The organism is Desulfosporosinus nitroreducens (assembly GCF_023897015.1).
GTDB classification, from domain to species: domain Bacteria; phylum Bacillota; class Desulfitobacteriia; order Desulfitobacteriales; family Desulfitobacteriaceae; genus Desulfosporosinus; species Desulfosporosinus nitroreducens.
Genome location: NZ_JAMHFY010000005.1, coordinates 201,043 through 218,650, shown reverse-complemented (window position 1 = coordinate 218,650; position 17,608 = coordinate 201,043). Strand labels below are relative to the sequence as shown.

The following is a 17,608-nucleotide window of genomic DNA, read 5'->3' as shown; positions in this document are numbered from 1 at the left end:
AATGAAGATCTGTTTTTGTGGCTTAGGCTCAATAGGCACGAGACATATTAAAAATCTGTCAAAAATTCTTAAGGGGAAAAATATTCAATACACCATTGACGCTTTGAGATCAACATCGGTATTACTTGATGATGAAATAGTAGAAATAGTCAATCAAACATATACCAACTGGCGGGATTTAGAATGTGATTATGATATAGTTTTCGTCACAAATCCTACGGCCTCCCACTATGAGATAATGCAAAAGTTAATAATTAAAACCAAGCATATGTTCATTGAAAAACCTATCTTTAATAAGACAGATGTATGTATCGACGACCTAGAATTTAAACCAAATGGAATATATTATGTTGCTTGTCCATTGAGGTATTCACCTGTCATCAGATATATAAAAGATTATGTGAAGGGCCACCATGTTTTCTCAGTAAGGGCAATATGTTCATCATATCTTCCGGATTGGAGAAAAGATACTGACTATAGAAAAATATATAGCGCTCTCAAGGAATTAGGTGGCGGTGTTACCTTGGACTTAATTCACGAATGGGATTATATTACTTATCTTTTTGGCGATCCTAGTTGTGTTAAAACTATCAAAGGAACATATTCAAACCTTGAAATAAGCAGCGACGATCTTGCTATTTATATTGCAGAGTATACTGATAAACTAGTTGAGCTTCACTTAGATTATTTTGGAAGAGTATCTCAAAGAGAAATGCATCTATATACAGCAGATGAGCTTATTAAGGCAGATGTACTAAACAACAGAATTACCTTTTGTTCCTCAGGTGATATGGTTAACTTTGATAAAGAAGATATTTATATCAATGAAATGAAAGGTTTTTTGAATATGGTACTTTGTGGGGCCGAAAATACTAATACACCACATAACGCTTTTAGTACCCTCAAAATTGCATTAGGAGAGGTTTGAAAATGAATTTGTTATTTACTGTATGTGGTAGAGCCGGTTCTAAGGGTCTTAAAAATAAAAACATCAAGATGTTCTTGGGCTTTCCCTTACCATACTATACTCTTTCAGCAATCGACTTGTTTATTAATAACCATGGTGACGAATATGATAATATAGTCGTCGCGGTTAATACCGATAGCGCTGAGCTTATTGATTTACTTAAGCAGACAACAGTTATCTTTAAAACAATAGGCAGAAAGCCAGAGCATGCAATAGATAATGCCTCTAAGGTAGCTGTCATAAAGGATACTCTGTTACTATGTCAAAAAGAAAGCGGAAAAACATTTGATATAGTAGCAGACCTTGATATAACGTCCCCACTTAGAACTCTTGAAGATGTGGAGTTAGCAATAATAGCACTAAAACAGAATCTGCAGGCAGATTTATCCTTTTCCGTTACCAATTCACGACGTAATCCATATTTCAATATGGTAAAAGAACAAGGGGGTTATTATGAACGTGTAATTAAGTCCAATTATAATGCAAGGCAAGAAGCGCCAGCAATATATGATATGAATGCATCAATATATGCGTACCGTAACAGATTTTTAAGTGCAGAAAGTACCAAGGGAGTATTTGACGGCAAGGCTGTAATACATATTATGAAAGATACAGCTGTTTTAGATATAGATAGCGAAGAAGACTTTATGTTAATGAAGGTTATTGCTCAATACTTTTATGATAATAACCAAAAATATGCTGATATTAGAGATAATGTTAGAAATATTATGTTAAAGTAGTTGTATTGAGTCTATTTATTAGTATAAATCTTATTTAAAATAAAATTATTAAAAAATAATTCGGATATTCGATATTATTTAAATGTAATGTAAATTGATCTCTATTTTCGGGCGTAACAGATATGCACAACTCCAATCAAGGAGCTGCAAGCATGCGAATAAACAATAATTTATCAGCGCTTAACACATTTCATGTTCTAGCTATAAATGAAGCAGCGACGGTGAAATCTTTAAGACGGCTTTCATCTGGCCTTCGCATAAATCAAGCTGCTGACGATGCCGCTGGTCTTGCCATCTCGGAAAAGATGCGAGGTCAGATTCGCGGATTAGGACAAGTAGCTCGAAACGCTCAGGATGCGATATCTCTGATTCAAACCGCTGAGGGAGGTGCTGTCTCCATCCATGCGATGCTACAAAGAGGCCGGGAGCTGGCAGTGCAGGCTGCTAACGGAACGCTCACAGATCAGGACAGAGAGCAATTACAGGATGAAATGGGGCAAATATTAACCAATATTGATACGACTGCCAATAGTACTGAGTTTAATACCATAAAGTTGCTTAACCAAAGTAGCAACGGAATGTCACAGTTCCCTGGCATCTCTCAGGCGGCGCTGGATCAACTGACGTCTAAGTTGCCGGGTTGGCTGAATGATGGTATGCAGGCCATCAATACTCAGTTGGGGATTGCATATCCTGCCGGAAACCGTCAGATGAATGTGGAGTATTACTATGATGGAGTTGCTACAACTGCAGCTTCCATGGGGACAGCTGATGGTGGTGCTACTCTAACCCTGAGAGTTAATACAGCACAGGTCTTTGATGGATCGGGCAATCTACTATCAGAGGGTATTCATGATACTCTGCTGGCGCATGAACTAGTTCACGCATTTGAATTCACCGAGATGGCTTTTAGTACAGATGGACTTGATACAGTTAATGAGCAATGGTTTATGGAAGGCTTAACAATGGCTATACAAGGGGGTAACTTATTTGGAGTTACAGATCATAATGTTAGCTTGACTAGCCCCTTTGACGGAGACTTTCGGTCGGCCTTCGAAGCGGTCAAGGAGTTGCATGAGATAACAGATGGAGGGATTGATAGCTTCATTAATCGTCTTGAAGCGGGTGAAGATCTCGATGCGGCTTTTGCAAATACAACACAAGACATAGTGGGGACTGAACTGGCTGGAGCGCTCGGATTTTCCAATTTTGCCAACACAACCGATTTTATTAACTGGTTTAACACTGCAGGCGCTGTACTAAATAATTATCGAACAGCTAGCACTGACTTTACTACTGGATCAGGAGTCATTACTGCGGGCGCAGTTAAGGGTAGCAGCAGTAATTTGACTTTGGATCAGACCATCACAAATGGTACTGGTGTGGCCACGGTAAATACTCATTTTACTCTAAATTTCACTAACTCTGCGGGGGCATCAGGTTCAGATATCATTTTTCAAGTTGGAGCTAATACCGACAAAGAATGATTTCCGAAGCCAAGACCTGAGGACATCGGCTCTCGGACTGACTACTGCAAATATTGGTACACAAAGCGGTGCGGATACCGCAATCAGTGCTTTTAGTGCCGCCATAGACCTTGTATCTAGGGTTTGCTAATTTATCGAAAAGTCTAGATTTTGACGGATTTACGGGTAGTTTTGCCTAATATATGTGCATGAAAAAACAACCTTTGGCGTCAAAAACCATGCACATGGAGTTAAAAACGATGTATCGTAAACCAAATAGTTAACGTTAGACCCGGCCGGGCTTGTCTCCAAAATCGTACGCGCGTACGATTTTGGAGACAAGCCGAGGAGAAGGCTCCCACCCTTGTCGGGATGGCCCAAATTCTGATTTGGATATTGAGGCAGAAAAATAGTAAGATTCTGGTTGCCTAAGAAAAAAAGGGGTTTGGTTAGCAAGCCCTATCTAGGGCCCGAAGTTATTTCGGGGCCATTCAAAATAGGTTGGAACATACTAAAGCGAACTTGACCAATACTGAGGAGAACCTTACGTCAAGTGAATCCCGCGTCCGAGATCTCGACATGGCTAAGGAAATGATGAACTTTCAAAAGACTAACATCCTTGCTCAAACCGCTCAAGCGATGCTTGCTCAAGCTAACCAACAGCCTCATAGCGTCTCCAATTAATTTCCTAATAGCGATAGAAGTATGATTGAGTTAATTTAAAGGAATTTTGGCATGTTCAATAATTAATTTGCAAAAAATCCCCAATACATTCGGATCCTATTAAGCTCACGCTGTTTTTCAATATTAATAATAAAAGATGCTTAAAAGAGCTAAATGAAGAGAATAACTGGCAAAATAGTCTAAGTTTTGTGTTTTACCCTAAAGGTTATCCGCACTTCTGCCGATATCTATATTAGATAAATCAAGCAGAGGTGTTCGATTTGGATATAGTTGCAGTAAAGAATCCGATAGACTTTGGTATTTCTCCCCAAGTAACTCAGACAACTCCCCTTACGCAGGCTGTTGACAGCGGCCTAATCAATAAGTCGGGGGACGTTGCTGATAAGTCGGTAACTGCTACAACCGACGAGAAAGGCAAAAAGCCGACAGACCTTCAAGAATTAACCCAAAAGACGGAAGCAATGAATAAATTCATAAAAGCAATGGACACTAATATCCAATTTAAACTCCATGAGGGAACTAACCAACTGATGGTGCAAGTGGTTGACCAAGACAGTGATAAAGTACTAAAAGAGTTTCCACCCAGTGAATTTCTGGATACAATTGCAGCGATTCGGGATTATGTCGGGATACTGCTCGATAAAAAAATATAGTTAAATTAGATAGGAGGTTTTAGATATGTCAGTTAGTTCGGTCGGAGGCACTTATGGCCTGTCTGGTTCGGGAATGGACATTGACGAACTCGTTAAGAATTTAATGGCTGGACAGCAAGCGAAAACAGATGCTTTAATGCAGAAGAAAACGGTACTTGACTGGCAAAAGTCTGCCTACAATAAGGTTTATGATAATATTAACAGCTTTCGAGATTCAATCTTTAATTATAAGCTCTCATCAACTTTAAGCCCACATACTGTCTATTCCAATAACACGTCGGTTGCTACTGCCACAGCCAATGCTGATGCTGCGGATGTCAATCATTCCTTGGTAGTTGCGCAGCTAGCAACCGGCGTAAATCTAACAAGTAGTGATAGAATTAATAGTGACACTACGGTTAGTAAAACCACTCTTGCAACTCATATGGGCATAACGGATTCCTTTAACCTTAACATTAGTGACGGTAAAACAAATAAGATCATAACCGTTGACCCAACTGATAGTATTAACGATGTGGTCAGTACCATCAATAAGTCGGGTCTCAACGTTAAGGCCAGTTATGACAGCACACTGGATCGCTTTTTCCTTTCGACAAGTACTACAGGGTCTTCGGCAAATATTCAGCTCTCATCGGTCGGCACTACTGATTCTGGTCAAAAATTTATTGAGGGTCTGAAGCTTGGTACTACTAATACTACTACTGTTGATGGCGTTAATACGACGACATTTTCTAGTGCATCCGGTAAAGATGCTGTGTTTCAACTGGACGGGGTGCAATTTTCTCAAGCCAGCAATACGTTCACTATAGCTGGTGTGAAGTATAATCTGACAGGCGTCTCAACAGGCGCTAGTATGGACGCTGGTGGCAACCCTGTTTGGGGATCAGCAACTACAACCAATGTAAGTGTGTCGTTCGATGTCGACACAGCGGTGGCCAGTATTCAATCCTTGGTCGATTCCTATAACAAGATTTTGGAAGAGCTCAATGGGATGGTGGATGAAACCCGTTATAAGGATTATACACCTCTTACAGATGCTCAGAAGAAAGTGATGACGGATTCCGATATTACTGCTTGGGAGGTTAAAGCCAAGAGTGGGATGCTCCATAATGATGATAGCTTGACAAGCCTGATCAGAAGTATGCGGAGTGCCTTCTCTAACCAGGTTTCTGGAATTTCCGCGAGCTATGATAAGGTTACTGGCAAAAATGTTACTTATAATAGTGGTTCTTCGATTGGAATTACCACTGGAGACTATGCCGAGGGTGGCAAGCTGCACCTGAATACCGATAAGCTAAAGGCGGCGCTGGCTAACAATCCGGATGTGCTGAATGAGCTGTTTGGCGCCGTTGGGACAACGAAGTCAGACGGAACTATTGATACCAGTAGCCAGGGGATCGTAGGGCGCTTATATGATACCTTGGAGAAAACCAAGGATAAATTAGATGAAATCGCAGGAACAACGGCTAACGCTGAATATGATACCGAAAGCTATTACGCTAAGAGAATTACGGAAACAGAAAAGCAACTTCTTAGAGCAGAGGATAGGTTTGATATCATGGAAGCCGCCTATTATACAAAATATAATGCCATGGAAGTCGCCTTACAGCAATTAAATTCGCAGAGTACTTGGTTACAAACGTTTGGGACTAATTCGTAGCAGTGGAGAACACTGAAGATCATATAGGGGGGGTTATTATGGTGAATCCACAAATGGCAAATACCTATAAAAATCAGCAGGTTATGACATCCTCACCTGAACAATTAACCTTATTGCTCTATAATGGAGCATTGAGATTTCTTACAGAAAGCATTTTAGCTATGGAGCAAGGGGATGTACAAAAATCCCATAACGCTAATATGCGTGTGCAGAACATAGTACGGGAATTTATGCGTACCTTGGATATGAAATATGAACTATCGATAACTTGGGCACAACTTTATGAATACACAGAACACTGCCTCATTCAAGGCAACATAAAGAAAGATATTACATTGCTACAACAAGCTAAAGAAGTTCTACAGGAGCTAAGAGATACTTGGATAGAGGCCATGAAACAAACTCATGTGGCTCGAGCGGTTGCCAAGTGATGGTTGAAAAGACAGCCCAAGCTTTGTGGCAGGAGTACCATTTTTTGACAAAAGAGATGCTGAAATTCTTGACCAAACAGGATATGGAACTCTTTTATCACCTGATGAATCAGCGGGAGCAGTTGCAGACACTCATTGAGCGGACTCCTGACGATGGCTTCAAAGTCTCGCCTGCTGGACGTAACTTGCTTCGCGAAATACGGCAAGACAGTCAGGATATCATTCTTGCAATGCAGATTAGAATGGGCAGCAGCAAGCGACAACATCAAGTTTCGAAGGCCTATGGTGCAGCAAGTACGACAGCTGTCAGCCAGATGAATTTAAAACGATAATGGTCAGTATAGGAGGGATTTATAATGATCAATCCCATTCAACCAAATACTCAGTCCACTATGATTCCCATGGATACTTTTCCCGGACAAAAGATGGACCGTTCACTGGAGACCTCTCGTAAGGTCATTGATCGCAAGGGGGAAATTCCCTCAGCCCGTGAAGAAATTCCGCGTGAAGAAGTGGAAAAAGCAACTGACAAGCTTAATCGATTAATGGGAATTATTAATAAGCGCTTAGAGTTTAGTATTCATGATGAATCTGATCAATTTATGGTTAGGATAATAGATCAACCAAGCGGAGATATATTGGATGAAATTTCTCCTGAACGGGTTTTGGGTATTTTAGGTTCTTTTACGCAAGTAGCAGGATTATTGGTCGATGAATTAGTGTAAAAAAACGACCTAAAGTTTTATGGAAACATGAGTTCTTAATTTAAAACAAGCAAGCAGGATGCAGGTGATAATGCATCCTGCTTGCTTGTTTTTGTCGTTGAAGAATTCTATTCATGAATAAAAATTAAACCCAAAAAAGAGAGAATCCCTTGTATCTTTTAAAGGATAAATAATTAGCTCTATATGTCAAATATTTTATCTCATTAAGATAAAATCCTATAATTTATACCCGGTATAAGAAAGAAATATAACATATTTTCCACTAAATATTTCCTTAAAAACCCTTAAAATGCAATAAATTACCCGAAGGTCCTATTAAGTTATGACTAAATTACTATTTGTAGGACTATTTATTGATGCTATTGTTAAACAAGTAAATATGTGTAAATTGGTGCATTCTGTATGTATATAAAATTTACCTTAGGATTTTGTCGAGAAACTATATACGATTTTGCAACTTAATGCTACTATCTAAAGAAGAGAGTTCGAAAACCGAATTTTTTGAAGGAATTAAAAAAACCATGGCGAATTTAAAGGCCTAGAGTAACAATGTTTGCCTCGGAATGCACATGAAATATTGAATATGTCTGATTAAGAATGTTAGTGTTGTAAGTGAGCCGAAAGTGTTGCAATTAAAGGAATATCCAAAAGATAGGGGTGGGCAAACATGGGCCGAGATGAGGATAATAAACAAGGGATCGAGTTAGGAGAATTCCTGGATTTTTACCTATTAGATTCGCAAGAGCAGATTGAACGGCTCGGAGCAGGTCTTTTGCAATTAGAAAAAGAAGGGGAAAACATTGGACTGATCAATGATCTTTTTCGCTCTGCACATAGCTTGAAAGGGGCCTCAGGAACAATGGGTTTCACACCGATTGTTTCGTTGACACATGCAGCTGAAGACTTATTGGATCGGTTACGTCAGGGTAAAATAGAAGTTTCTCTTGAAATGATTGATATATTATTGGCTGTGACAGATCGGGTTAAAGCGATGTTGGCGCAAGTAGAACAACGTCAGGACATAACGGTAGGATTTGAAGATTTAGTTTCCTCCATGCGATTGCTATTAAACGGAGAAAGTCCTGATGTTTCCGTAGCTGCTCACCCTGTCGAGGAAGAAGTAGAAACGCTGAGTTTTATCCCACTGGACTTCTCATTAACATTGGATGAACGTGAAAAACTGAACAATGCTTATAGTATAGGGCGCTCTGTTTATCAAGTGGATGTTGCTTTAGAATCTAACACGCTGATGAAGGCTGTACGCGCAGTTATGGCTACGCAAGTGATTGAGGGTATGGGAACAGTAATTAAGCTGCTTCCGAGCGTAGAAGAGTTGGAAGCGGGGACAGCAGAGAGCTTTTCTATGCTCATTCTCTCTGATGAATCTAAGGAAGAGATTCAAAGGGATCTGTTGGAGATTTCCGAGTTAGTGGATGTTATTGTTCGCCCCTATCCGAACAGTGAGGAACAAGGTGGCCTAGATAAAATGCCCAAGGAAATCGATAAGGCTATGGCCGAAGAGAAAACAAAGCCGATCTTAAAACAGGAAACCGCTGTAGTACCTAAAGGGTCTGTGAAAGCTGTTGCTTCTCCGTCTGCTGAAGCCACAACTGGGGAGGGCAATACGCAAGTACATACGATCCGTGTAGATACGGTACGAATGGATAATCTGATTAACCTTGTTGGAGAAATGGTCATCACCAGAACTCGCTTGGTGCAAATCGGCTTGGATCTGAAAGCGCAGTACAGTACAGATGGTATGGTCAACAATTTGAATGAGGCTAATGTTTATTTAGGACGTTTAATGAATGACCTCCAGGAAAGCGTCATGCGCTTGAGAATGGTGGCGATCGGAACTGTCTTTAACCGTTTTCCAAGGTTGATTCGAGATTTAGCGAAGAAGACCGGAAAAGAAATTGACCTTGTCTTAAAGGGTGAGGACACAGAACTAGATAAGACAGTTGTAGAAGTTATCGGAGATCCCTTAATGCATCTGATTCGAAACTCGGTGGATCATGGGATAGAGTCTCCGGAGAAGCGTCGGGAGGCAGGTAAACCAGAATTTGGTACGATTACGCTGAATGCTTTTCATGAAGGAAACCATATTGCTATTCTCATCTCTGATGACGGGGCGGGCTTAGATCTCGATAAAATTCGTCAAATAGCGGTTTCGAAAGGTCTGGTTGGAGAACGTGAAGAACTCTCTGAACGAGATGTTGCCAATCTTATCTTCCTGCCGGGTTTTAGCACTGCAGATGTGGTAACGGATATTTCCGGTCGCGGTGTTGGAATGGACGTCGTGAAGAAGGCTCTGAACAATCTGGGGGGAATGGTGGATATCACGACTCGTAAAGGGAAGGGAAGCACGTTTACCATTCGCTTACCATTGACTTTAGCGATCATCCAGGCTCTTCTAGTAGAAGTTGGGCAAGAAATTTATGCGGTTCCACTTTCCTCCGTTTTGGAAACTCTGCTGGTCAGTCGAGAAGATATTAAAACCGTAGGCGGGTTACCAATGGTTCAATTGCGTGGCAACACCCTGCCGCTAATTTCCCTGCAAGAGAAATTTGATCTACCTGCTCCCGAGGCTGAAAGCAGTGAGGTTTTTGTTGTTGTTGTAGGCTTTGGAGATAAAGCGTTAGGGCTTATCGTGGATGAACTGCGCGGACAACAAGAAGTTGTTATTAAATCCCTTGGGGATTTTCTAAATAATCTCCCGGGAATTGCCGGGGCAACAATTCTTGGTGATGGCAAGGTTACCTTGATCCTTGATATCGGATCTTTGCTCCAAGACGTCTTGGTCACAAGAAAGGGTTAAATCGAACCCATTTAATTACTCTGAAATATTAAAAAAGTTTTAAATTAAAAATCAAATAATCCTTTAATTCTATCAGTCGAACTACGAACTTCAAGCCACGAACAACGATTGAAGGAGGGTATAGCCAATGGCAGAAGAACAATTAGTAACTTTTAGCTTAGGGTCTGAAGAATTTGGCGTCGATATTATGCGTGTCCAAGAGATTATTCGGATTCCACCGATTACTCGAGTGCCTAAAGCTTCGGAGTATGTCGAGGGTGTTATCAACCTGCGGGGAAACGTGATTCCAGTAATTAGTTTGCGGACTCGTTTTGGTATGACTCGTGTGGAAGAGACCGATCTCAGTCGAATTATTGTCTTGCAAGTACAAACTAAGGTTTTCGGTATTCGAGTCGATGCTGTAACCGAAGTTTTACGTTTAGAAAGCGAAGCGATTGAACCGCCGCCGCCAATTACCTTAGGAATGGATGCTCAGTTCATACGCGGAGTTGGGAAAATAGGGGAGCGCCTGCTCATTCTATTGGATCTTGATCACATCATGGGTGGAGAAACAAACCATGATGTCTGTGCCTAAAAGACCTATTGGGGTTCTTATCGTCGATGATTCTCCCTTTATGCGGCTAACCCTGCAAAAAATCCTTAGTCAGGATTCCGGTATTAGGGTAATCGATACCGCACGAGATGGGAGGGACGGGATTTTGAAGCTTCAAGCTCTTCGTCCTCAAGTCGTGACGATGGATGTCGAGATGCCGATTATGGATGGACTTCAGGCCTTAGAGGAGATTATGCGTTGGCAACCGACTCCGGTGATCATCTTAAGCTCTGTGACAACCGAGGGCGCCAAAGCTACCTTGAAAGCTCTTGACCTGGGGGCGATTGATGTTGTAGCTAAACCCTCAGGAAAACCGGGAGATAATCTGCAGGCACTGTCCCATGATCTAATCGAGAAGGTAAAAGCGGCGGCTTTAGTAAATCCTGCACGTCTCAAGGGTAAGAGCTCTACATACGTTGGAACAATGGCCGCATCAATAACAAATAGTTCAGTTAACACGGCAACCTCGAAGGCTGCCGCTCCTGTTTCACCAGCTATGTCAAGCACTGGACAAGGCACACGTGCTGTTAGTAATGGGAAGGGAATATTGCCAAAGCATCCGGTTGAAATTGTGGCCATCGGCACTTCAACTGGGGGTCCATCTGCTTTACAAGCAGTTCTGCCGACCCTTCCTGGGAATTTTCCCGTACCAGTGCTAGTCGCTCAACACATGCCGCCGGGGTTTACAGGGCCGCTTGCCCAGAGGTTGAATGGACTTTGCGCGTTAAATGTGAAGGAAGGAATACACGGCGAAATCCTGAAAGCAGGGAACGTATATGTAGCTCAGGCTGGTAAACAGCTTCAGGTTCAAAGCAAGTCCGGACAGCTCGTTCTTCATATAGGAGAGGAATCTCCTATACCCACCCTTTATCGTCCTTCCGTGGATGTCATGTTTCTTTCCTTAGCGAAAGCTGTTGGCAAAGGGACCTTGGGAGTGGTCATGACAGGAATGGGAAGTGACGGAACGAAGGGCATGAAGGAACTCAAAGCCTTAGAAGGATTTGCAATAGCGGAGTCTGAGGAAAGCTGTGTAGTCTATGGAATGCCCAGATCAGTGGTGGAGGCGGGTCTTGCTGACCGAATTGTACCTCTTGGAGAGATTGGAAAAACGATTGTAGAGTGTGTTATGAGGAGGGGATAAGATTAATGGGTCTTTTTGGAGCAATGGATATTAGTGCCTCAGGCTTAACTGCCCAGCGTTTACGTATGGATTTGACGGCTAACAATATTGCCAATATTAATACAACTCGTACTGGAGAACTAACCCCTGCGGGTAATCAGATTCCTTATAGTCGACAAGTTGCTGTTTTTGTTCCTCGTCCCTCGGAATCACAGTTTTCTAAAGTGTTAGGGGAAACTCTTGGCAGTCAAAATATTGGCAATGGGGTTCAAGTGGCTGGGATTTATAACGATGTTACAGAACCCTTTCGGTTAGAATACAATCCGGATTCACCAGATGCGGCTAGAGTTGCTGAGGAGGGATTGCCAGTAGGATATATTCGGCAGACAAACGTAAATATCGTCACAGAGATGGTGGATATGATATCTGCATCGCGAGCTTATGAAGCGAACGTAACAGCTCTCAATGTCAGTAAGTCAATGGCCTCCAGAGCACTGGAGATTGGAAAGGGGTAAAAATTAGATGAGTATTCTGCCGATCGCACCTATTATGCCCCTTGGAGTGATTAATCCAATCATTCCGTCAGGTCCTGAGATTGCTCAGAGAACTGTCAGCTCTGGGGACGGAGCTCAAAAGGCCAGCGCAGATTTTGCGAAGTTTTTCAGTGACGCTCTAAGCCAAGTAGATGCCTTGCAAGCTAAGGCAGATTCAGCCAGTTTGGAACTGGCAACAGGTCAAGTTCAAGACTTGTCGGAAGTGATGGTGGCATTAGAAAAAGCAAATCTGTCATTGTCTCTAACAGTAGCAACACGGGATAAAGTTTTAGATGCATACAACCAGATAATGCGCATGCAAATATAAGAGATAAGCAATTAGCAATTATTAGTAAATACGATTGAGCTTTGCTTTTTTAGGGGGTATAGGAGCATTGAGCTTCACGCATCAAATTATGAAAGGAGGAGCCAAGGGTGGATTTTTCTTGGGCCAGAATAAAAGAAGCAGTAAAGACATTTTGGGGTAACCTATCTAGCCCACAGAAAATAATTACGGTGTTGGCTCCCCTTTTGGTCGCAGGAACGTTAATTTACTTGATTTTGTGGGCTGGGCGTCCACAGTATATACCGATTTTTACTAAATTAAGCGACGCTGATGCTGGGGCAATTACGACCAAACTACAAGACATGAAAGCGGATTATAAGCTAGCCGATAATGGGTCGACAATTATGGTCCCACAACAGACATCTGCTGATATTCGTTTACAACTTGCCAGTGCAGGACTTCCTCAGCAAAGCAAATTCAGCTTTGACAGTTTAGATACAATGAGGCTGGGGGAGACGGATTCTGACCGTAAATTACGTTATGTTCTCGGATTACAGAACGAATTAGAAAATACTTTAAAGACCCTGAGTGGTGTAGAAGAGGCGCGCGTTCACATCGTGATGCCTGAGCAATCATTATTTATTGAAAGTCAAAGATCGGCTACGGCAGCGGTAACACTGAAACTTGCTCCCCACACGAACCTTGTTGAAGATCAGGTTCGCGCCATTGCTAATTTATTGTCAGGCTCAGTGGAAGGACTGTTACCGGAGAATGTGACGATTGTGGATACCAGTGGAAATGTTGTATCAGATATGTTAAGAAAGAGCGATGATCCCGAAAAATTGACAGTTACCCAATATCAACTTAAACAAACGGTCGAAGAAGATACTCGAAAATCAGTCCAGAGCATGCTGGATCGTGTGCTTGGCTCGGGTAAGGCGGTCGTTCGAATTAGTGCAGTCTTGGACTTTGATCAGAAAAAAATAATTAAGCAGATTAATGGCCCTGGTGCAGTGGTGAGTGATCAAAGTTCTAATGAAACTACTACGAATGGTACTGGAGCGGCCGGAGGGGCACCTGGATTGCCTGCCAATGGGGCTCCGACGTATCCAGTTAATACAAATGTAAACTCGACCTCCACCAAAAACACAAATACTACAAACTATCAGGTAGATACCACACAAGAGGAACAAGTGATTAGCCCGGGCAGTGTTAAACGTCTTTCTGTCTCGGTTATGGCGGATGCGGACACTGTTACTCAGGATCAGCTAAACCAAATCAAAACTATCGTGGCCTCAGCTGCAGGAGTGGACGCAATGCGGGGGGATGATATTCAAGTTGAAGCAATTCCGTTTAATAAAACAGATCTGCAGAATGACATATTGGCAATGGAAAACGCTCGGAAACAGCAACAACTTGTCATATTTGGAGTAATTGGAGCCATCCTGTTACTTGGCTTAATACTTTTGCTTGTGTATCTGCGAAGGCGTTCAAACAAAGCAAAGGCGGCCAAATTGTTGGAGTTAGAGGGTTCGGAGCTTGTATCTCAGGCTGATGCCGAAATGCTTTTAGCGCAACAGATGGCAGAGGAAGAGGCGAAGCAGAAATTAGCTCAGAAAAGTGCTAAGTCGGTGGACGAAATCCAGAAGCAAAAGCTTAAAGAGGCTGTTGAACTCTATACACGTAATAACTCGGATGAGGCCGCCCGTCTTATGAAAACATGGCTATCGGAGGACAAGTAGATGGTGCAAGCTTTAACTGGAATTCAAAAAGCGGCGATTCTTATGATTTCCTTGGGAACGGAAAATTCCGCCAACGTGATAAAACATCTTGGAGATGCAGAAATTGAGCAGTTGACCCTAGAAATGGCTAATGTCGGTAAAGTGTCACCAGAAGACAGGGATAGTGTCGTAGAAGAATTTCATCAGATGTGCATGGCAAATGACTACATTTCCAGGGGGGGATTGGAATACGCTCGTGAGGTATTAGAACGGGCTCTTGGAGAAACTCGAGCATTCGATATCATCAGTCGGTTATCGACTTCATTGAAAATGCGGCCCTTTGACCTTGTGCGCAGAACAGATCCTAAGCAGTTATTCTCCTTTATTCAAGGTGAACATCCCCAGACCATCGCGCTTATCATGACACATCTTCCCGTTGATAAATCGGCTACTTTGCTTGCCAGCCTTAGCCAAGATCGACAGGCGGATGTGGCGAAACGCATAGCAACTATGGGTCGTACGAGTCCGGAAGTGCTTAAAGAGATTGAGAAAGTCTTAGAACGAAAGATTTCTAGTTTAGCTCCTACTGATTATACTGCATCGGGTGGAATTCAGAGTATCGTAGATGTCCTTAACCGGACGGATCCAGGAACGGTTAAAGTCGTCATGGATGCTCTGGAGATTGACGATCCTGATTTGGCAGAACAAATCAAGCGGCAGATGTTTGTCTTCGAAGATATTGTTATGCTGGACGACCGCGGAATTCAGTTGGTCTTACGTGAAGTGGAAACTAAGGATTTAGGACTGGCCTTGAAAGGATCGAATCCCGAAGTGGCACAGAAAATTCTGGCGAATATGTCCTCACGGGCAGGACAGATGCTCAAAGACGACATGGAATTTATGGGCCCAGTGCGGTTGCGTGATGTAGAAGAGGCGCAGCAACGCATTGTTAAGGTAATTCGTAAGATTGAGGAAAGTGGTGCGATTGTCATCTCCAGAGGAGGTAGCGATGAAATCATCTATTAACGCACGTATTGTCAAAAGTCACAATGTTGAGGTGTCGACACCGCGAATGGTGGAGTCCCTCGTAGGGTTTCAGCAGTTGAGCGCTTGTTTAGCAGTTCTGAAAGTTGAAGAAGACCGTCGGAACTACGAAAATTCTGAACTCATGGATGAGAGGGAAGCTGCTGAGAAGGAGAACCCTGAAGAGCAGACAGAAGAGTTTTTTGAAGAGGTTAGCGGACAGGCAGCCAGGATTATTGCTGAAGCTGAAGCGGATGCACAGAAAATCCTTGCTCAGGCTGAGTTAAGTGCTCAAGAGATTTTGAGGAAGGCTGAAGTTGGTTCGCAGGAAATTCTGGCGCATGCTCAATCTGAAATCGATCGTTTGCGCCAAGAAGTTATGGATAATGCACAATCTGAGATTTATCCGGCAGCCAAGGCAGAGGGTTATCTTGAAGGAAAGCAAGCTGGAGAAGCTGAAGGAATGCGATTAGCAGAAAATGCCAATCGACTCTTTCAGTTAGCACAAAGGGCTGTTCAAGAGGAATACTCAAAAGTTGATAAGGAATTACTTCATCTGGCTATTAAAATTGCCGAACGCATTGTCCGTTCTACAATAGCCGTCGAACCCCAACTGGTGGTGGGCATCATCCAAGCTCTAACCCTGTTACCGATTGAACGCCAAGGGTGGCGGCTCCATGTGGCTCCTGACGACGTCCAGTGGCTCGAAGAAAATCAGTTGCCTTGTCCTTGGGTGACGAATGAATCATTGATTGCCGGAGACTGTTTCCTGGAGTGCCAGGAAGGTGTTTTTGATGGTCGGCTTGAAGCTCAATTAGATAAATTGGAACATACCTTGCGAGAGGAGCTCGAACATGGGGGCGTGGAATCTCTTAACCCAGACGGTGAAACAGATAGAACCGATTTCGGCCCAAGGAAGGGTCTCAAAGATTGTCGGACTGATGGTGGAGGCAGCTGGTCCTCGCGCCAGTGTGGGTGAGTATTGCCATATTATCACACGTGATGGGCGAGAACTTCCGGCTGAAGTCGTTGGTTTTCGGGATTCAACCACTTTGCTTATGCCTCTTGGAGAGCTCGAAGGAATTGCACCAGGAGACTGTGTGCTTTCTCAGCGACAAAAGTTAACCGTACCTGTTGGACTGGGACTTCTCGGCCGAATTCTCGACGGATTAGGAAATCCACTGGATGGGCGCCCACTAAAGACCGAAACGGCCTATCCGCTGCAAAACAAACCACCCAGTGCTTTATTGCGTCCTCGAATCATGGACACGCTGAGTGTCGGTGTCCGAACAATCGATGGGATCTTAACCATTGGCCGTGGACAACGAATGGGGATTTTCGCCGGGTCCGGGGTGGGGAAGAGTACGTTGCTAGGGATGATGGCAAGGAATACTGTGGCTGATATCAACGTTATTGCTTTGATTGGAGAACGAGGTAGAGAACTGCGTGATTTTATTGAGAAGGATTTGGGTCCTGAGGGCTTAGCTCGATCCGTCATTATCGTGGCAACGTCGGATCAACCTGCTTTAGTGCGTTTAAAAGCGGCCTTTACGGCTACAGCCATCGCTGAGTATTTCAGGGATAAAGGGGAAAATGTGCTCCTTATGATGGATTCCGTAACCCGTTTTGCTATGGCACAACGGGAGGTAGGCCTTACTGTTGGTGAACCTCCAGCGACCCGCGGATATCCTCCCTCTGTTTTTGCTCTTTTGCCGAAACTGCTGGAACGTTCAGGTATGGCGGAAGTCGGCAGTATTACGGGAATTTATACCGTACTGGTTGACGGGGACGACCATAATGAGCCGATTGCGGATTCAGTCCGCGGAATTCTCGACGGACACATTGTTTTGACTAGGGAGTTAGCCATGCAGAATCAGTTCCCAGCAATTGATATTTTACAATCTGTCAGCAGGGTTATGAATGATGTTATTAGTACGGAACATCGGGAATTAGCCGGTAAGGTCCGTGAGCATATCGCAGTCTATCGTGACGCAAAGGATTTGATTGACATTGGGGCGTATACTCCTGGAAGTAATCCTAAAATTGATGCTTCCATTGCCCACATGGACCGCATTCAGGCTTTTACTCGACAAAGCGTAGACGAACACATTAGATACAAGGATATGCTTCAACAATTACAGGGGATTTTTACGTGAGGTTGTTCACTGACCCATACTAATTTACTTCAC

General features: G+C 43.0%; 17 protein-coding genes and 1 pseudogene. All 18 read left to right on the top strand.

Annotation, left to right across the window (positions count from 1 at the left end):
- Nucleotide 1: 1 nt before the first annotated feature.
- The 18 genes and pseudogenes from M8E35_RS08135 (at nucleotide 2) to fliI (ending at nucleotide 17,575) form a co-directional block, all read left to right on the top strand.
- A complete protein-coding gene (locus tag M8E35_RS08135; protein WP_252468350.1) occupies nucleotides 2–928 on the top strand; it encodes a Gfo/Idh/MocA family protein in 927 nt (308 codons plus the stop codon).
- 2 nt (nucleotides 929–930) lie between these two features.
- On the top strand, nucleotides 931–1,707 hold the full coding sequence (locus tag M8E35_RS08130; RefSeq protein WP_252468349.1) for an acylneuraminate cytidylyltransferase family protein: 777 nt from the start codon (nucleotides 931–933) through the stop codon (nucleotides 1,705–1,707).
- A 152-nt stretch (nucleotides 1,708–1,859) separates the two neighbouring features.
- On the top strand, nucleotides 1,860–3,194 hold the full coding sequence (locus M8E35_RS08125) for a flagellin N-terminal helical domain-containing protein (RefSeq protein WP_252468348.1): 1,335 nt from the start codon (nucleotides 1,860–1,862) through the stop codon (nucleotides 3,192–3,194).
- Nucleotides 3,195–3,635: 441 nt separating this feature from the next.
- Nucleotides 3,636–3,857, top strand: a pseudogene (locus M8E35_RS08120) (flagellin); the annotation flags it as partial.
- 260 nt (nucleotides 3,858–4,117) lie between these two features.
- Nucleotides 4,118–4,510 carry a flagellar protein FlaG gene (locus tag M8E35_RS08115; RefSeq protein WP_252468347.1) on the top strand — a complete coding sequence of 131 codons (393 nt, stop codon included), beginning with the start codon at nucleotides 4,118–4,120 and terminating at the stop codon, nucleotides 4,508–4,510.
- Between the two features lie 25 nt (nucleotides 4,511–4,535).
- Nucleotides 4,536–6,170: a flagellar filament capping protein FliD gene (gene fliD / locus M8E35_RS08110; RefSeq protein ID WP_252468346.1), complete on the top strand. Its 1,635-nt coding sequence runs from the start codon at nucleotides 4,536–4,538 to the stop codon at nucleotides 6,168–6,170.
- A gap of 38 nt (nucleotides 6,171–6,208) precedes the next feature.
- Nucleotides 6,209–6,601: a flagellar export chaperone FliS gene (gene fliS / locus M8E35_RS08105; protein WP_252468345.1), complete on the top strand. Its 393-nt coding sequence runs from the start codon at nucleotides 6,209–6,211 to the stop codon at nucleotides 6,599–6,601.
- The gene (locus tag M8E35_RS08100; protein WP_252468424.1) at nucleotides 6,601–6,933 is read left to right on the top strand and encodes a hypothetical protein; all 333 of its coding nucleotides are present in this window, start codon (nucleotides 6,601–6,603) and stop codon (nucleotides 6,931–6,933) included. Before fliS ends, M8E35_RS08100 begins: the two co-directional genes overlap by 1 nt.
- Nucleotides 6,934–6,957: 24 nt before the next feature.
- Nucleotides 6,958–7,326 (top strand): flagellar protein FlaG, encoded by a 369-nt coding sequence (locus M8E35_RS08095; RefSeq protein ID WP_252468344.1) that lies wholly within the window; start codon nucleotides 6,958–6,960, stop codon nucleotides 7,324–7,326.
- Between the two features lie 667 nt (nucleotides 7,327–7,993).
- On the top strand, nucleotides 7,994–10,144 hold the full coding sequence (locus tag M8E35_RS08090) for a chemotaxis protein CheA (RefSeq protein WP_252468343.1): 2,151 nt from the start codon (nucleotides 7,994–7,996) through the stop codon (nucleotides 10,142–10,144).
- Between the two features lie 127 nt (nucleotides 10,145–10,271).
- Complete coding sequence (locus M8E35_RS08085; protein ID WP_252468342.1) at nucleotides 10,272–10,718, top strand: chemotaxis protein CheW; 447 nt, start codon at nucleotides 10,272–10,274, stop codon at nucleotides 10,716–10,718.
- Nucleotides 10,705–11,877, top strand: a complete 1,173-nt coding sequence (locus M8E35_RS08080) for a protein-glutamate methylesterase/protein-glutamine glutaminase (RefSeq protein WP_252468423.1) — start codon at nucleotides 10,705–10,707, stop codon at nucleotides 11,875–11,877. The genes M8E35_RS08085 and M8E35_RS08080 overlap by 14 nt, the downstream gene beginning before the upstream one ends.
- Before the next feature lie 5 nt (nucleotides 11,878–11,882).
- Nucleotides 11,883–12,371 (top strand): flagellar basal body rod protein FlgC, encoded by a 489-nt coding sequence (gene flgC / locus M8E35_RS08075; protein WP_252468341.1) that lies wholly within the window; start codon nucleotides 11,883–11,885, stop codon nucleotides 12,369–12,371.
- Nucleotides 12,372–12,378: 7 nt separating this feature from the next.
- The gene (gene fliE / locus M8E35_RS08070; protein WP_252468339.1) at nucleotides 12,379–12,717 is read left to right on the top strand and encodes a flagellar hook-basal body complex protein FliE; all 339 of its coding nucleotides are present in this window, start codon (nucleotides 12,379–12,381) and stop codon (nucleotides 12,715–12,717) included.
- Between the two features lie 107 nt (nucleotides 12,718–12,824).
- Nucleotides 12,825–14,417, top strand: a complete 1,593-nt coding sequence (fliF, locus tag M8E35_RS08065; RefSeq protein ID WP_252468337.1) for a flagellar basal-body MS-ring/collar protein FliF — start codon at nucleotides 12,825–12,827, stop codon at nucleotides 14,415–14,417.
- The gene (fliG, locus tag M8E35_RS08060) at nucleotides 14,418–15,422 is read left to right on the top strand and encodes a flagellar motor switch protein FliG (RefSeq protein WP_252468336.1); all 1,005 of its coding nucleotides are present in this window, start codon (nucleotides 14,418–14,420) and stop codon (nucleotides 15,420–15,422) included. It abuts the gene before it with no gap.
- On the top strand, nucleotides 15,406–16,398 hold the full coding sequence (locus M8E35_RS26685; protein WP_252468335.1) for a FliH/SctL family protein: 993 nt from the start codon (nucleotides 15,406–15,408) through the stop codon (nucleotides 16,396–16,398). Before fliG ends, M8E35_RS26685 begins: the two co-directional genes overlap by 17 nt.
- Nucleotides 16,304–17,575, top strand: a complete 1,272-nt coding sequence (gene fliI / locus M8E35_RS08050; RefSeq protein WP_252468422.1) for a flagellar protein export ATPase FliI — start codon at nucleotides 16,304–16,306, stop codon at nucleotides 17,573–17,575. The genes M8E35_RS26685 and fliI overlap by 95 nt, the downstream gene beginning before the upstream one ends.
- The last annotated feature ends 33 nt before the right edge of the window (nucleotides 17,576–17,608 follow it).

Bases quoted from the DNA above. Each gene is read 5' to 3' on its own strand.
- M8E35_RS08135 (WP_252468350.1), top strand. From the start codon at position 2: ATGAAGATCTGTTTTTGTGGCTTAGGCTCAATAGGCACGAGACATATT.
- M8E35_RS08130 (WP_252468349.1), top strand. From the start codon at position 931: ATGAATTTGTTATTTACTGTATGTGGTAGAGCCGGTTCTAAGGGTCTT.
- M8E35_RS08125 (WP_252468348.1), top strand. From the start codon at position 1,860: ATGCGAATAAACAATAATTTATCAGCGCTTAACACATTTCATGTTCTA.
- fliD (WP_252468346.1), top strand. From the start codon at position 4,536: ATGTCAGTTAGTTCGGTCGGAGGCACTTATGGCCTGTCTGGTTCGGGA.
- fliS (WP_252468345.1), top strand. From the start codon at position 6,209: ATGGTGAATCCACAAATGGCAAATACCTATAAAAATCAGCAGGTTATG.
- M8E35_RS08100 (WP_252468424.1), top strand. From the start codon at position 6,601: ATGGTTGAAAAGACAGCCCAAGCTTTGTGGCAGGAGTACCATTTTTTG.
- M8E35_RS08095 (WP_252468344.1), top strand. From the start codon at position 6,958: ATGATCAATCCCATTCAACCAAATACTCAGTCCACTATGATTCCCATG.
- M8E35_RS08090 (WP_252468343.1), top strand. From the start codon at position 7,994: ATGGGCCGAGATGAGGATAATAAACAAGGGATCGAGTTAGGAGAATTC.
- M8E35_RS08085 (WP_252468342.1), top strand. From the start codon at position 10,272: ATGGCAGAAGAACAATTAGTAACTTTTAGCTTAGGGTCTGAAGAATTT.
- M8E35_RS08080 (WP_252468423.1), top strand. From the start codon at position 10,705: ATGTCTGTGCCTAAAAGACCTATTGGGGTTCTTATCGTCGATGATTCT.
- flgC (WP_252468341.1), top strand. From the start codon at position 11,883: ATGGGTCTTTTTGGAGCAATGGATATTAGTGCCTCAGGCTTAACTGCC.
- fliE (WP_252468339.1), top strand. From the start codon at position 12,379: ATGAGTATTCTGCCGATCGCACCTATTATGCCCCTTGGAGTGATTAAT.
- fliG (WP_252468336.1), top strand. From the start codon at position 14,418: ATGGTGCAAGCTTTAACTGGAATTCAAAAAGCGGCGATTCTTATGATT.
- M8E35_RS26685 (WP_252468335.1), top strand. From the start codon at position 15,406: ATGAAATCATCTATTAACGCACGTATTGTCAAAAGTCACAATGTTGAG.